Genomic DNA, 15,354 nt, shown 5'->3' on the forward strand with positions numbered 1-15,354 from the left:
AATGCAGGGGATTCTATCTGTCCGCGGCACGCTTGGCGAACCGCGTGATGGCGGGCGGCGCGGCCGGCCATATACAATTCGGCTGCGCTAGCTGCTTGCCCGCTTTTACCGACTGTTTTTTCAATCCTGATCTGATCTCATCCATGCCGAATCCGACCCGGGCCTTTCTTCTCGGCCCGCTCCTAAAAGGCGTTTCACGCTCCTTTTATCTCACCTTGCGCGTGCTGCCGGCCGGCATGCGTGACCCGATCGGCCTCGCCTATCTGCTGGCGCGCGCGGCCGATACGATTGCGGATACTTCGCTGATCTCGCCGGAGCAACGGCTTGCGTTGCTGCTATCGCTGCGCGATCAGGTCAACGGCGTGTCCCATGACGACGCGCTGTTCCAGCGCATGGCCGCCGAAGTGGCGGGCCAGCAGATCCAGTCGGACGAGAAGGTGTTGCTCGAGTCGCTCGGTCCCGCACTAGGCGTGCTGTCGCAATTGAGCGATTCCGATCGCCGGGCGGTGCGCGAGATCGTCTCGACGCTCACCGAGGGCATGGAGTTCGATCTGCGCACGTTCCCGGACGAACGCTCGGGGCAAATCGCGGCGCTCGGCGAGTACGACGAACTCGACCGTTATACGTATCTGGTGGCGGGGTGTGTCGGCGAATTCTGGACCACGATGACCTATGCGCATATGCCGGGCACGCTGAAGGAGCGGCCCGACACGATGTCGGCGCGCGGCGTGCGATTCGGCAAGGCGCTGCAAATGACCAACGTGCTACGCGATTGCGGCAAGGACCTGCGAATCGGCCGCTGCTATCTTCCGCAGACGATGCTGACGCGCCACGGCCTCAGCGCGCAAGATCTGCTGCTGCCGGCGAATTCGTTGCGCGCGCGGCCGCTGCTCGTCGAGCTGCTGCGCAAGACACTCGATCACTTTCGCGCAGCCCTCGACTACACGCTGGCGATTCCCGCATGGTCCGTGCGTTTGCGCCTCGCCTGCTTGTGGCCGATTCTGATCGGACTCGATACCCTGTTGCTGCTGGTGGATAACGACGCGTGGCTCGATCCGCAGAAAGTCTCCAAGGTCAGGCGCAATCAGGTGTATCAGATCATCGCCTCATCTCTGTTGCTGGTGCCTTCGAACGCACGGGTGCGCAATGCGATCGAGCGACGCATCATGCAAATCGAAGCGCGGTTTTGAGTTTTGTTGGCGTGCTCGAAATATAGTTTGTGATCCGAATTAAAAATATAACCAATAGGAATCGGTGAAGAACCTGTTTCATCCACCACGCGTGAGCGTGGCCCTCGACCGAGGGCGCCTCGTTCGAACCTGACGCGCAGTGTGGGCGAGCGTACTGAATAGAAATCCGGAGAGCCGTAGTTTGGCGGACAACCCCTTTGTCCGAACCCCGCTCACATGGCGCCCACCGGTAAACAACATTGCGACACGCTCGACCTGATCCGCGCATTGGCGGCGGGTGCGGTATGCGTCAGCCATCTGCGCAATCTGATCTTCGTCGACTATCGATCGAGCGCGGGAATCGGCCTGGCGGGCAAGGCGTTCTATTTCGCCAGTAATTACGGTCACACGGCGGTCATTGTGTTCTTTCTGCTGAGCGGCTATTTCGTCGGCGGATCGGTGTTGCGCCAGGTGGGCAACGGAACGTGGAACTGGCAGCGCTATCTGATCGAGCGGATGTCGCGGCTGTGGATCGTGCTGATTCCCGCCTTGCTGCTGACCCTGTTCTGGGATCGGCTCGGTATCGCGCTGGTGGGCGGCCCGTTTTACCTCGGAACCGAAGGCACGTACGATTTACAGATCAACGTCGCGTCCCACCTCGGCGCCGCGACGTTCGGGTGCAATCTCGTCTTTCTGCAGACGCTGACGTGCAATACCTACGGATCCAACGGGCCGCTGTGGAGTCTCGCCAACGAGTTCTGGTATTACATGTGGTTTCCCGCCTGCTACGTCCTGCTGCAAAAGGGCCGCCGAATGGGCGCCTTCGCGGCGGCGGCCCTTGCCTTGCTCACCATGTTCGCGTTTCCGTCATTGCTGAGCGGCTTTGGCCTCTGGTTGCTCGGCGTGATACTCGCAGTGCTCGAAAAACGCTTTCCGGCGCGTAGCGAACGAGCCGGCCTGCCATGGTTCACGCTCGCGAGCGGTGCAGTCTTCATCGCGTCGCTGCTGGGTTTGCGGCTATTTCTCTGGGACAACGACTGGCTCGTCGGGGTGCCCTGTTTCGTTTTCCTGCGCTGTATTCTTTGGGAAAACGTTCGTCTGCGCCCAGCATGGCTCTCGCGCGTCGCAATTCGCTTTTCCGGATTTTCGTATTCGCTCTACCTGACTCACTTCTCTTTCATTCTGTTTGTCGCCGCGTTCGGCTTCGGCCAGCGCATCCAGTTCGACGGCCGGGGTGTGCTGGTGCTGCTGGGCATGCTGGTCGCCTGCTACGCCTATGCCTACGCGGTCTACCTGCTGTTCGAACAGAATACGAAGCGCGTGCAGCGCGCTATCCAGCAGTTTCGTTTTCTACGGGAAAAACCCGATACACCGGCGGCGCATACCGGTTCACCTGGCAGTATTGGCTAATTTAATCTGCATCATTGAATAGTCACCGATCGGGAAACCCCTAGCACCGTGCGCTCATGGTTCGCGTTAGTCTCTTTTAAACAGGAGACTAACCATGAGACAAGCGTTCAATATTGCCGTGGTGCTGTTGCTTGGCTATCTGATGGCGGATAGGGCGCTGATGCGCGCGCAAGCGGGAGAAGTGGGGACCATAACGTGCCACCAAGGCGCGGCGCTGGTCAAGGGGGACGCGTTGAAGAAAGGTTTCGGCGATGTCGCCGCGAGCAGCCAGGGTGAGAATTTCCTCTCGAACTGTCTCGTGACGGGGCGCGGCGAGGTCGGCAGTCTGATCGCGAGAGAATAACGCGCGCCGGAAAAAGCGCCCGGACCATCGGCCCGGGCGGAAGTCATCGGGTGGCCGATGACGGAGGTATCGAATACTGAACTGGCCCGCGGTCGGGACATCCCGGTCGCGGGCCAGTTCGTTTGTATTTGGATGCGCGTCGGATCGACACGCTGGATCGCTGTCCGGCACCCGCGACGGATGCTGGTTCGCAGCGCAGTTTTTGCTTATTGGCCGAAGTAGACCGACTTCGTGCCGGCGGCTTGCGCCGCGTGGCCGGATTGCGAGGCGCCGTTCGCTACACCACCAAACCCGCTTTCTGCTGCCTGCGTGGTGCCGTTCTGCGCATCGACACGGGCTTGCGCGGCTTGAATGTCAGCCGGGTAGTACGGGTCGGCGTGGCCCGGGGTGTAGCCGGCTTTTTCCAGTTGAACCAGTTCGGCGCGTACCTGTGCGCGAGTTACGGGCTGGTTGGACTGCGCGAACGACACGACCGGTGCTGCCAGAACGGTTGCGATAACAACGGCTTGAATGAGCGATTTCATGATGACTACCTCCAGTTCGGTTTTTTGTGTTGCTACGAACCTTTGCGTTCGTAGTCAGTGATTGCATTGTAGTTTTGCGATCTGGCGAGAGTAATGGCCTATTCAGGGAAGCTTTGTTGTTAAATTTGAGACAAACGGACGATGCGCATCCGCCGCGTCGCCGCGTTGGATCGAAGTGCGGCGCCTCATTCGCGATCCGAGAGCAGTGCGGCGTGCGGTGTGTCAGACCCGAACGGCCGGAAAATATCGGAAAGGGACGCAGGCCTGGCAGTGCCCCAGCCGCCGGGCGGCAGCCGCTCTGAAACGGCTCGGATCGATTCGTCCGGCTCGGCTGTCTCGGCGTACAGCGTCGTTTGAAAATCCTTATCGAGCCGGGCCAACTGCGTTTCTTGCGGCTTCAGCGAGCCGGGGTCGCGCTGCAGCGCCTGAGCGTAGCGATGCGAGGCGGCGCGCAGATCGCCCTCGTGATCCAGCGCCCGGCCCAACTCGGCGTAAGCGGGCGCCAGTTCGGGGCTCAGGGCCACCGCGCGGTCGAGCTTGTCGATCGCCTCGTCGTATTGGCCGACCTTGACGAGCGCTTCGCCCCAGTCGTGCAAAACGTAGACGGAGTTGGGCAGCCGGCGGTCGGCTTTCTTGAAGGCGTCGAGTGCCCACTGATCGAGATGCGCATGCAACAGCACGTCGCCAAGGAGACGCAGATTTTCACCGGTCGCCGATTTTTCGTTTGCGCCGGTTTGCAACGCGTCCAGCGCCTCCTCGACCCGGTCCTCCTGCTCCAGTGCAAGACCGAGGTTCGCATACAGAATCGCCGATTTCGGGTACTGCTTCAACGCTTCGCGAGCCTGCCGCTCGGCTTCCTGCGGCTGTTTCCGACTGACCAGCAGCGCTGTCTTGCCGGCGAGTGCCCATTCGACCTGATCGGACGCGGGCATGTTCAGCACCTCGTCGTAGATCGCATCCACCTTGGCGTAGTTGCATTGTTTCGGCGAGCAGTGGGTCTTCTGGACTTCCGAGAAGAGATGGCTCGCGAGCAGATTCGGCTCGGCGAGGTGCATGGACGCCGTTGCGATGTCGCTGACGAATTTTTCCAGATCGCGTCCCTCGAAGGGGACCAATTGATCGTGTGTATCGAAGGGGCCGTTTTCGATCTGTACGTGCGCGACATACGTGTCCGCGCTGTTGTCGACCTTCGTAATGCCGATATGCACGACGACATCCGCGCGCTTCAATGCGCTCTTTAGAAACCGAACCACCGTCGCATAGGAGAAGTTCTCCCCCGGGATCTGGATGTCCGGTTGCGTTTCGCTATCGCTCATCGCGTCGTGCGGCACCGAGTCGCCGTCTTTGGCGATTTTCAGCATCGAAGCCATGATGCGTTGAGCCAGAAAGGTCGACGAATAACCGCGCTCCACGAGTGTGTTCGGTGTGTCGACGGGCGGCACCAGCAACTGCCGCGTGAATACGCTGTTCACGGCGAGGCCGGCAAACCATACGGCAAGCGCTACGACCATCCATGGCAAAACATACGGCCACAATTGCTTCGGCCCACGCGCGATGACACCGGCGGCGTGCAGACCTCGCCTCATGGCGCCCGCATCGTCGCCGCCATCACGACACGTCGCGTTGCCGCGCCCCGCGAATGACAAGGTGAGCCAGGGACCAGACCGGCGTGAACTATCCATACTCGACATGACGCACCTCAATTCAATCGACATTGCCAGGACCCGACGGGGCTCAGGTCGGTATTGCATCGACTGTGCCATCGGGCGCGGCGTCTTATGCGACGGGCTTCTCAGCGGTTGCCGTCCGCGTGAGGCCGTGGAGGTGTTGTGTGCCGCCCAACGGATGTCGGCCAGATGTACGCATCAAAAGCAACAGAACGAACCAGGCGAACTGACGGCGCGGGCGGATCAGCTAGTCCGGCCACGTCGCCTGCCTGAATCAGTTGCCTTTGAACACACCCTGAATAAGCGCCGAATCGCCGTTTTTCTGTGACTGCACGAGTTGCTGGTAGACGTCAGCACGCGTCAATGCTTCCGTATGGGCGGGACCACCTGACATCGACATGGTGGCGGGTTGGCCGCCGACGGCGTCGGCCGCGGTGGGTTGCGCCTGAGCCTCGGGTTGGGGCGGTGCATCCTGCGCACGCGCCTGCAAGGTGAGCACGCCGAGCAGCCCTGCGGCGACGATCAAAGCCTTTTTCATGTCCCTCTCCTTCAAGCCGGTGACGCGGCATTCGCGACACCTCGTTGCGAAAGTCTCATCGAGGTCCGCATGCGGAAACTATGCGAGTGGTCGATGAGGTACATGACGAAGACGCTGACCGGCTTGCTTGTCGAATTCTGCGCAGCGCACCAGAGAGGTGCGTTAGCGAAATACTGCTTCGGGCAAGGAAAGGTGCGCGCTGGAGACTTTCTGGTTCGGCGACGTTTGCGGAGTCGGTTTTGTCCGCGTCATGAGAAGGAGACGGAATTCGTGTGAACGAATTCAAGTATTAATCAGCCATCCTTAATGCGAATGCGGCGCCCGATTCGGGGTGCGATCCAGGCGCTTTACGTTGTGTCAGCAGGGAGCGATCTCCGGGCTGCAGACGACAAGGCGCTCGTTGACCTGATCGAGGAGGCCGGATTTTTTCCACCCTATATACCGGAGATAACAGGTTTGCTGCGGAGGAAAGCATGCCGGAAGCCGGTGCCACTTCTCTTGCCTTTGCTGCAGCCAAAGTATCGCGCCGAGAATCTCGCGATCGCTGCGGCGAGGTCGTCCTCGAACGGAGCACAGTTCGGGAAAGAGATCTTTAACGCGGGCCCAATCCGCATCAGAGAGAGGAATTTCTAGCATCGGTTGCCTTGGAAGGCGATATGGGGAATTGGTATCGATTGCATGTTGCAATGCAATCGATACTAGAGAAACTCTATTGCCGGGTCAATTCCTCAGTTATAAAGCGTTGCATCGGGTGCAATTGGCTTTCGGCTCCCTTGGAATTTCTTGCGCGGTATGCAGTTTTTGTGCGTTGCGATGGCCACCATGCTCATTGAAAACAATGAGCCAGCCGAGCGTAAGAAATCTTTTATATCGGCAGATGCGGTACGTTCCAGTGAGTGACTTCTTAAGATGGCGTGAGTATGGTTCGCTATCCGAATCAAGTACCCGTACGCGTAAGCCGCGCGATGAGGCCATTCTTTGCGATCCACTCCGCGTAAGCGCGATACTCGGGATCGTTCATCAAATGCCGTTCCTCGGTCTTCGCGCGCATGAAGTACAGCAGATTGACGGCGATCAGCGCGGCGCAATGCGTCACGGCAAGCCGCCAGCCGAGCGGCTCGATGAATGGAACCGTGACCATCCAGTAAGACAGGTTCTTCGCGATGTAAGCAGGATGTTTGGTGAACCGATAAGGCCCGGAAGTAATGATGCCGCGGTTGGTCAGGTTGGAAAATCGTAAGCCGAACGAGATGGTCGCCATGGCGTAGCACAGCAACAATGCGATGATCACCGTACCCCACACGATCCGTAACGTTGGCACTGAAAGCAGCCAACTGTCCCAGAACATCGATCCTTCGTAGTGAATGTACTGGTTCGAGATCAGCGACCAGAACGGCTGATAGCAGATCAGCGCCACGAGCCAGCCCAGCGTGGTCGGCTCCGCGCTGCGCACATGGCTGTCGAGAATGCGTAGCGTGCACAGATAGCCGACGGTGCCGAACATGAGGTCCATCGCAAAGGAGAGGTCGTACATGAAGCGGAACGTCGCGAGCGAGTTGGGTGCATTCAGGGCGAGCGTCAACGAAGCGTCGAGGTGGTCCGCGTTGGTCGACAGATAGACGATCATCAACGGCAGGAAGAATGCCTTGACCATCCAGCCGGCCAGCATTTCGCGCAGCGGGCGCCAGTTGGCGGGACGCTCACCGCGAAACAGCAGGCGAGCCCAAAGCAGGTACGCGTCGTCCACCTCGCGTTGATGGCGGTCCATCCAGGCAAAGTAGAACGGCGCCGCGACGAGCACGTACGGCGCGAGCGTGCGGAGCAGCGACCAGAACGGGCGGTAGAAGGCGCCCTGGTACTCGGGCAGCAACCAGTAAAGCGCGCCGATGCCCGCATAGACTGAAGCGAGTGCCGCGAGACGCCACGCCACGCGCCCTACGTCAAGGGAGCGCACGGGGCTGCTCGCGAGCCCGGCGCTCGGGCGCAGATAGACGCGCGCGACAAAGAGTTCGTAGGCGGCGATGGTCGCGATGATCGCGAGGCAAGCCACGGTGCTGCGCGTCGCGCCGTCCAGCGCGGTGCTGTCGCGCAGCATCCAGAGCGTCAGCAGACCTGCGGCGATGCCGGCGAGGCCGACTGAAAACGGCGTCGCGGAACGCGGCCGCGAATCCTGGGCGTGCGTGACGGTGTCGAAAATGGAGTTCATGTCAGCCTCGTTGTCATGACATAGAAGGCGGCCGGGCTTTTGTTTTTTTAGGCCCGGCCGCTGCGCGGAAAAACGCTTTATTTGCCGGCCGTGACGCCGCCGAGCAATCCGCCGACCAGGTTCGTCACCGGCGCCAGCGGATTCTTGCTGTTCGAACCGCCCGAGCCGCTAGCCGTGCCGCCGGCAAGTCCGCCGATGAGGCCGGTGACCGGATTGGCCGACGTGCTGCTTTGCGTGGCGCTGACGCTGCCTGTGACACTGACTGTCAACGAGCCGACCAGCGTGACGACCGGTGTGAGCGGGTTGCCCGTGCCCGTTGCGCCGCCGGGCGATCCGACTTTGCCGAGCAGGCCCGTGAGCGGTGCCAGCAAGCCTGCCGCGCCACCTGTGCCGCCACTGCCGCCGAGCGATCCGAGGTTGCCGATCAGTCCGGTCAACGGCGGGATGCCGATCGAGCCACCGCCTACGCCGCCAAGGCCGCCCAAGCCGCCGAGCGGCCCGAGCAGGCCGGTGATCGGCGCGAGGGGATTGGTCGTCGCGCCGGTGAAGAGTCCGCCGGTGCTCGTGACAGTTTTGCCGAGTTGGCTCACGACACCGCCGACGTCCTTGCCGACCTGATCGCCCGTTGCGCCAGACACCTTGATACCGGCTGAATCGAATCCGTTGCCGAGCGTGCTGAACAGGGTATTGAGCGGCGCGCCGAGACCGGTGGCGTTGCCGAGCGTTTGCGTGGTGTTCGAAACGGCGAGCGTGATCGGGTTGATCGCGGTGCTGAGTTGCGTCTCGACTTGCTGAACCGGCGCGCTGGATAGCGCGGTATCCAGACCGGAGCCAACGGCAGTGACGCCGCTGCCGACGCCGCCGACGACGCTGCCCAAGGGATTTGTCAGCGGGGCGAGCGGAGCCAGCGGTCCGCTGCCGAGGCTGGTTACTACGCCGCCGAGTGCGGTGACGGCAGTTCCAGTGTCGGAGACGACGCCGGAGGTGGAAGTCAGGGTGGGTCCGAGCGGATTGGCTGCGCTGCCCACGGTGCCGAGTCCGGCGGCCGTGCCGTTGCCAAGCACCTTGACGCCGTTGCCCAGATCGGTGAGTGCGTTGCCGAGGTCGCCGGTCGTCGCGCCGTTGATGCCGGGGATAGACGTGCCGGTAACTTTGGTGCCGCCATCGGCGACCGTCGTGCCGACAGCAGTGATGAGGTTGCCGGTTTGCGTGATGATGTTGCCGAGCGGGGTGGAGGAGGTACCCGAAGTACCCGAAGTACCCGAAGTACCCGAAGTGCCCGAAGTACCCGAAGTACCCGAAGTGCCCGAAGTACCCGAAGTACCCGAAGTACCCGAAGTACCCGAAGTACCCGAAGTACCCGAAGTACCCGAAGTACCCGAAGTACCCGAAGTACCCGAAGTACCCGAAGTGCCCGAAGTGCCCGATGTACCCGATGTACCCGATGTACCCGAAGTGCCGGAAGTACCCGATGTACCCGATGTACCCGATGTACCCGACGTGCCGGAAGTGCCGGAAGTGCCGGAAGTGCCGGAAGTACCCGAAGTGCCGGAGGTGCCGGAGGTGCCGGAAGTGCCCGAAGTACCCGAAGTACCCGAAGTGCCGGAAGTACCCGAAGTGCCGGAAGTACCCGAAGTGCCGGAAGTACCCGAAGTGCCGGAAGTGCCGGAAGTACCCGAAGTGCCGGAAGTACCCGAAGTGCCGGAGGTGCCGGAAGTGCCCGAAGTACCCGAAGTACCCGAAGTACCCGAAGTACCCGAAGTACCCGAAGTACCCGAAGTACCCGATGTACCGGACGTGCCTGAAGTACCCGAAGTAGTACCCGAAGTACTCCCCGTCCCCGAAGTCCCGCCAAGGCCGCTGCCGCCGATCCCGCTGCTAGGCAGATGAAGAGTGGACCCGCAGCCATAGAGCGCGAGCAAGGTAGAAGTCGCGACGGCGATGGCGGTCCGACTGGCGAATTTTTGCATGATGTCCCCGTTGAACGTCTATTGACGGAGTCATCATTTGCAAGTTGTACGCCAAACACGACTTATGCTGCGATTTGGTCAATCCGACACAAAAATGCCGCGTCCAGCGCCTGCAAAAACAATTAATAGCGAAAAAACGTCAAATTGATCGACGTGGACGAGGTCGTGTTCCGTATGCGTGCTACGTAACGTCGAAGGCCGCCGTAACACCCTCAGAACGCAGCCGTATAAATCGCCAGCGCATCGCTTTCGCTCACTGGTCGCGGATTATTGACCAGCAGGCGTGTCTGCAACATGGCGTCGCTCGCCATGCGTTCGAGCCCGCTACGCTCGATCCCGACATCACGCAGCCGCGCCGGAATCGCCGTTGCTTCAATCATGCGTTCGATTCGCTCGATTAGCGCCTGGGTCTTACTTTCGGCGCTCCCCGTCACGCCCGGCACGACTATTTCGGCCAGTTCGGCATAGAGATGCGCCGCCGCCTCGGCATTGAAGCGCAAAACATGCGGCAACACGAGCGCATTCGAAAGACCATGCGGCACGTGATAAATACCGCCGATCGGGTATGCCAGCGCATGCACCGCCGCCACCGGCGAGTTGGCGAACGCCTGACCCGCGAAGGTCGCGCCGAGTAGCATCGCCTCGCGCGCGGCGCGATTCTGCCCGTCCTCGCAAGCCGGCAACAGATTGCGCGACAACAACTCCAGTGCCTTGACCGCCAGCATGTCGGAAACCGGATTCTTCAGATGCGCCGATGTGTACGCTTCGATGGCATGCACCATCGCGTCGACGCCGGTTGCCGCGGTCGCCGCGAGTGGCAGGCCGAGTGTGAGTTCCGCGTCGAGAATCGCCAGATCCGCGATCAACTGCGGCGCGACCACACCCATTTTCCGGGCTTCGCCCACCGTCACGATCGATACGGCCGTGACTTCCGAACCGGTGCCGGCCGTAGTCGGCATCTGCACGAGCGGCAGGCGCGCCACCGTGATCCTGTTCACGCCGTACATGTCGCTGAGCGCCTGCTCTTGCTGCGGCGCGAGCACGGCAATCAGCTTCGCCACATCCATCGACGATCCGCCGCCGAGCCCGAGCACGATTTCCGCGCCGGCCGCCCGCGCGCGCGAGGTCGCTTCGAGCACGATATGTTCGGGCGGGTCGGCGATCACGTCGTCGATCACCGTGGCATTCCAGCCGTGCGCCGCGAGATCGGCCAGCGCGGGATTCAGCAGTCCGCTGGTGTGCAGGAAGCCGTCGGTGATTACGCACAGGCGAGTGAGCGCCGGGAACTGCGCGCGCAACAAAGCGCCGAGCCGGCGCGCCGCGCCGAACTCCGCGATCAGCGTCGGCACGGTTTGAAAGCGGAATGCGTTCGTCATGCTGCGTCCCCAGGCACCATATGGCTCGATACTTCACGACGGTCGAGCAGCGGAATGAGAATGCCGAAGCCGAGCCGCTGGAAATGTTCCGTCTCGCGATGCTCGGCGAGTCCGCTGGCGTCGCTGTACTGTTCGAGAATCACGAAATGGTCCGGGTCGAGCGGCGAGCGGAAAAATTCGTAGAAGACGTTCTTCGGCTCCGTGCGCGTTGCCGCGGCCAGTTCGGTGAGGGGCTTCACGAGTGCGTCGCCGTTGCCGGGTTTGGCGAAATAATGCGCGATCACTTGCAGGTAAGCAGCAGCCATCGATTACTCCAACTAGATGTACTTCAGGGTGTCAACGTGCCGGGTCCAGATTCCACAGCTCGCTGTCGCTGGTCGATACGGCGACCGCGCCGTTCTTCAACGCATCGCGCACGTCGCCCTTATTGCAGACGAAACCCGAGGTGACGATCGGCGGCAAGGCCTTGCGGTCCTGCTCGGACAGATGCGAGAGCATGGGCGCAGGCATCAGTTGTACCAGATTCGGATCGCTTTGCTCCAATGCCTTGACGCTGCGCGGCCAGGTGGAGCGGTCCGTCACGAACACTTTCTGCATCGTGACGAGACCGGCCCGATTGCCGCGCTGGATAGTCGCCACCCGGGTCGAGACGAGACTGGTGACGCCGATGTCCGCCAGATACTCGACGCCGCCTTTGTCCTGCGAAAGCCCATCGCAACTGTCGATGTTGACGATCACATACTTGCCGGCCTTCGTGAGCGCCGCCACCACCGGGTGCAATCGGCGCAGATCGACATTCGCGACGATGCAGATTTCAGCCGCGCTTTCGAGGAACGTGTCGACCTGCTCGACGCCGAACAGCGTCGCGATGACCGGATGGCGCGTGAGGCGCGCCCCAAGTGACTTGTCCATATGATTACTGCTTCACGTCGTGAGCTTGCTCGTCGGTCAGGCCAAGCTTGCCGGGATTGAGAATGTTCTTCGGGTCGAGCGTGCGTTTGACGGCCTCGAGAACGGGGAATGCGCTACCGAGCGATTCGCTCATATACGGCGCGCGCAGCAGGCCGACGCCGTGATGGTGGCTCAACGCCGCATTGTATTTGATGAGCACGGCGTTCGCGGCGTCCCACGCGGCGCGATACCACTTCGCGCGATTCTCCACGTCGACTTCGCCGCGCAGCGAGAAATACAAACACGCGCCGTCCACATAAGCATGCGATTGATGCGCCGAACCGGCCAGCGTGCCCGGCACGGCGTTGATCGCCTTGACCACGTCGGTGTAGATGCCCGGCAGGTCTTTCCACGGGCCCACCATCTCCAGCGTGTCGGCCACGAAGCCGGGGCTGCGCATGAAGCCTTCCGCGCTCTTGCCGGTGAGGTAGCGCGTGTCGAGCCACTTCTCGAAGATGACCTTGTCGTCCAGCTGCTCGCCCAACCCGGCGCAGACGCGCTCGCTGATCGTGAGCACGGCTTCGACCATCTCGCGTGCGCCTTCGTCGGCGACGAGCAGCACGTTCGATGCGGGCAAGCCGAACTGCACGCCGCTTTCGAGTTCGTCATACAGACGCAAGGCCGCCGGATTCGCGCCTTGCTGCATGATCTGACGGCAGGCTTCGAGACCGATCGCAAACGTCTTGAAACCGTAGGCAATTGCGCGGCCATAATCCGGCAGACGATGCAGCTTCAGACGCACGCGCACGATTACCCCGAGCGTGCCTTCGGAGCCGATGAACAACTGCTGCAAGTCCGGCCCGAGCGCCGCGCGCGAATAGCCGCCCACGGTGACGAGGCTGCCGTCGGCGAGCACCACGTCCATGCCGAACACCATGTCTTCGATCTTGCCGTAGCGCGTCGACAGTTGGCCCGCGCCGCGGCAGGCGACCCAGCCGCCGACCGTACTGATCGCATACGACGACGGCCAGTGGCCCATCGTCATGCCGTAGTCGCGCTGGATCGTTTCTTCGAAGATGTCGCCGAACATGCCCGCTTCGACTTCGACGATCTGGCTCTCGCGGTCGAAGCCGAGCATACGATTCAACTCGCACACGTCCAGCACGATACCGCCGCGCACCGGCAATGCCGCGCCCGTCACGTTGCTGCGGCCGGCCGACACCGTCACCGGAATCGCGGCTGCGTTGGCAATGCGCATCACCGCCTGAATCTGTTCGACTGTCGAGACGCGCACGATCACACCGTTCGGTGTGGCCGGCTTGCCGCCGGTCTCGGTCACCATCGAGGCGGCCCACCAGTCGCGCGTCCAGATCACTACGTCGGCGGTTTGCGTGAGCACTTCATCGGCGACGGCGCGCAGGGCATCGATCTGTTGCGCGCTTACCTTGACCGGGTCGCGTTGCAGACCGGCTTCGCCGGCGATCTCCTTGATGGTAGCCGCGTAGGCTGGCGGCGTGTGCGCGCCGACAATGTAGTTGCCACGGTTATAGCCACGCTTGACGGCTTCCTTGCTGATCATTCGGTTTCTCCCATAAGAACAGACTTTTCATGCTGGACGGCGGCGACGTAGTCGCTCACCTGTTTAGCGACGACCGCTTCGGGCAAGCCGAGCTCCGTCCGTAAAATTTCGCCGACGCGCGCGGCGGCGCGGGCCGAAGCATCGCGCGCCATCAGACGGGCGCGGATGCGGCGCGACAACACGTCGTCGACGCTGCAGGCGAGTTCGTGGCGCACGGCATAGACCACTTCGGCTTCGGTGTACGGCAGGTCTTCCACGATCGGCTTGAGCAGGCTTGCATCGCTTTCGAGAATGTCCGTAACGAAGCGCGCTTCCGTGCCATAGCGCTCGCCGAGTTGCGCCGACAAACCGCCCGAGGCGACGATGGCCTGAGAGTCGTAGCCGGCCGCGCCGAGCAGATACGCTGACTTGGTGCGGCATTTCGCACGTTTGCCGATCACCTTCTGCGCGGCGTCGATGGTCTGCTCGGCCATGTGGCGCGAGGTCGTCAGCTTGCCGCCGACGATCGTGACGAGGCCGTCCGGCGCGATATGGATTTCATGATTGCGCTTCATTTCCAGCGTCTTGCCGCCAGCCGGCCCGACCAGTGGACGACAACCGGCGATGCTGCCCACCGCGTCTTCGGCGCATAGATCGGTTTTCAAGGCCGAGCGCGCGCCTTCGATCAGGAAGTCGAGTTCCTGGCGCGTGCAGCACACGTCGTCGAGATTGCCGCGATAGTCTTCGTCGGTGGTGCCTAGATAGGAGACGTTGCCCCAGCGCGTGATGGTCGCGCGGCGGCTGCGGCCCGGTACGGGAATCGTCACCGTGCAATCGTTGCGGATCTTCAGCCATGGAATCGCGACGTGCACGCCTTTCGCGGGGCGGATCTGCAAACCCGCCGGGTCGTCTTTCTTGCGGCCGTTCCAGTCGCGCAGCCACACGCCGGTCGCCATTACTACGACGCCCGCACGTACGCGAATCTCGCGGCCGTCGGCCTGCACGATCACGCCGTCGACCTTGCCGTTGCCGCTGCGTGTGATGTCCACGGCCTTCGCGTGATTGACCACCGCCGCGCCGTGAAAGGCCGCCGTGCGCGCGAGATTCAGCGTGAGGCGTGCATCGTCGACGCGGGCATCGAAATACATGAAGCCGCCGGTGAGGTTCTCTTCGTTGAAAGTGGGGCAGTGCGAAAGAACTTCGGCTTTGCTCAGCTTCTGATGCAGGATGCCTTCACGCCAGCCGCCGGCAATGTCATAGGTCCACAGCAGACTTTCGAAGGCCTTGGCGAGGCGCTTGTCGAACACGCCGTCCTTTTCCATAACAGGAAACAGAAACGGCAGACGTTGTACGAGATGCCGTGCATTGCGCCGCAAACGTTGCCGCTCCAGCAGCGAATGACGCACGAGTCCGAGATTGCCTTGCTCGATATAACGCAAACCGCCATGCACCATCTTCGACGATTTGGACGACGTGCCCGAGGCGAAATCGCTCTTTTCCAGCAGCGCCACGCGATAACCGCGCAGGCTTGCGTCGAGCGCCGCGTAAGCGCCGGTCACGCCGCCGCCCACGATGACGATGTCGAATGCCTCGCTGCCGAGCCGGTCGAGTTGCTCGGTGCGCACCATGCGCAACGGCTCGGTACCGGTCATCTCCGCGCGTTCTTTCGAGGCCTTTCTGGATGGAATAAACAACATATTTT

Annotated in this window: 15 protein-coding genes; 4 read left to right on the plus strand and 11 right to left on the minus strand. The window is 61.8% G+C overall.

Translation table 11 applies throughout. The features are described from left to right. Positions 1–143: 143 nt before the first annotated feature. From FQ705_RS09150 to FQ705_RS09160, 3 genes are all read left to right on the plus strand, one after another. A complete protein-coding gene (locus FQ705_RS09150; protein ID WP_144139934.1) occupies positions 144–1,190 on the plus strand; it encodes a phytoene/squalene synthase family protein in 1,047 nt (348 codons plus the stop codon). 216 nt (positions 1,191–1,406) lie between these two features. Continuing rightward, on the plus strand, positions 1,407–2,579 hold the full coding sequence (locus FQ705_RS09155; RefSeq protein ID WP_144139937.1) for an acyltransferase family protein: 1,173 nt from the start codon (positions 1,407–1,409) through the stop codon (positions 2,577–2,579). Positions 2,580–2,673: 94 nt separating this feature from the next. Further along, positions 2,674–2,922 carry a hypothetical protein gene (locus tag FQ705_RS09160; protein WP_144139940.1) on the plus strand — a complete coding sequence of 83 codons (249 nt, stop codon included), beginning with the start codon at positions 2,674–2,676 and terminating at the stop codon, positions 2,920–2,922. Between the two features lie 206 nt (positions 2,923–3,128). On the opposite strand, the gene FQ705_RS09165 is transcribed toward FQ705_RS09160, so the two are convergent. The 6 genes from FQ705_RS09165 to FQ705_RS34795 form a co-directional block, all read right to left on the minus strand. Further along, positions 3,129–3,446: a DUF4148 domain-containing protein gene (locus tag FQ705_RS09165; RefSeq protein ID WP_144139943.1), complete on the minus strand. Its 318-nt coding sequence runs from the start codon at positions 3,444–3,446 to the stop codon at positions 3,129–3,131. Positions 3,447–3,631: 185 nt separating this feature from the next. After that, positions 3,632–5,032: a tetratricopeptide repeat protein gene (locus tag FQ705_RS09170; protein WP_260854426.1), complete on the minus strand. Its 1,401-nt coding sequence runs from the start codon at positions 5,030–5,032 to the stop codon at positions 3,632–3,634. A gap of 355 nt (positions 5,033–5,387) precedes the next feature. After that, positions 5,388–5,651, minus strand: a complete 264-nt coding sequence (locus FQ705_RS09175) for a hypothetical protein (RefSeq protein WP_144139949.1) — start codon at positions 5,649–5,651, stop codon at positions 5,388–5,390. 357 nt (positions 5,652–6,008) lie between these two features. Beyond that, positions 6,009–6,287, minus strand: a complete 279-nt coding sequence (locus FQ705_RS34925) for a transposase (protein WP_144139952.1) — start codon at positions 6,285–6,287, stop codon at positions 6,009–6,011. Positions 6,288–6,588: 301 nt separating this feature from the next. Further along, complete coding sequence (locus tag FQ705_RS09185) at positions 6,589–7,857, minus strand: isoprenylcysteine carboxylmethyltransferase family protein (protein WP_144139955.1); 1,269 nt, start codon at positions 7,855–7,857, stop codon at positions 6,589–6,591. A gap of 77 nt (positions 7,858–7,934) precedes the next feature. Beyond that, positions 7,935–9,074 carry a collagen-like triple helix repeat-containing protein gene (locus tag FQ705_RS34795; RefSeq protein WP_409934709.1) on the minus strand — a complete coding sequence of 380 codons (1,140 nt, stop codon included), beginning with the start codon at positions 9,072–9,074 and terminating at the stop codon, positions 7,935–7,937. Between FQ705_RS34795 and FQ705_RS34800 the strand changes: the two genes are divergently transcribed. Then, positions 8,998–9,747, plus strand: coding sequence for a hypothetical protein (locus FQ705_RS34800; protein WP_409934710.1), 750 nt, complete (start codon positions 8,998–9,000; stop codon positions 9,745–9,747). The two genes, FQ705_RS34795 and FQ705_RS34800, sit on opposite strands and share 77 nt — an antisense overlap. A gap of 292 nt (positions 9,748–10,039) precedes the next feature. Here the strand turns inward: FQ705_RS34800 and FQ705_RS09195 are convergent, their stop codons facing one another. The 5 genes from FQ705_RS09195 to FQ705_RS09215 are packed head-to-tail and all read right to left on the minus strand — an operon-like array spanning position 10,040 to position 15,349. Next, positions 10,040–11,203: an iron-containing alcohol dehydrogenase gene (locus FQ705_RS09195; RefSeq protein WP_144139961.1), complete on the minus strand. Its 1,164-nt coding sequence runs from the start codon at positions 11,201–11,203 to the stop codon at positions 10,040–10,042. Then, positions 11,200–11,508 carry a putative quinol monooxygenase gene (locus FQ705_RS09200; protein ID WP_144139964.1) on the minus strand — a complete coding sequence of 103 codons (309 nt, stop codon included), beginning with the start codon at positions 11,506–11,508 and terminating at the stop codon, positions 11,200–11,202. The genes FQ705_RS09195 and FQ705_RS09200 overlap by 4 nt, the downstream gene beginning before the upstream one ends. Positions 11,509–11,539: 31 nt before the next feature. Further along, positions 11,540–12,115, minus strand: a complete 576-nt coding sequence (locus FQ705_RS09205; protein ID WP_144139966.1) for a glycerol-3-phosphate responsive antiterminator — start codon at positions 12,113–12,115, stop codon at positions 11,540–11,542. A 4-nt stretch (positions 12,116–12,119) separates the two neighbouring features. Beyond that, the gene (locus FQ705_RS09210; RefSeq protein WP_144139969.1) at positions 12,120–13,673 is read right to left on the minus strand and encodes an FAD-binding oxidoreductase; all 1,554 of its coding nucleotides are present in this window, start codon (positions 13,671–13,673) and stop codon (positions 12,120–12,122) included. Continuing rightward, positions 13,670–15,349, minus strand: coding sequence for a glycerol-3-phosphate dehydrogenase/oxidase (locus FQ705_RS09215; protein ID WP_144139972.1), 1,680 nt, complete (start codon positions 15,347–15,349; stop codon positions 13,670–13,672). Before FQ705_RS09215 ends, FQ705_RS09210 begins: the two co-directional genes overlap by 4 nt. Between the last annotated feature and the right edge of the window lie 5 nt (positions 15,350–15,354).

Source organism: Paraburkholderia sp. BCC1884 (assembly GCF_900996225.1).
Lineage (GTDB): Bacteria > Pseudomonadota > Gammaproteobacteria > Burkholderiales > Burkholderiaceae > Paraburkholderia.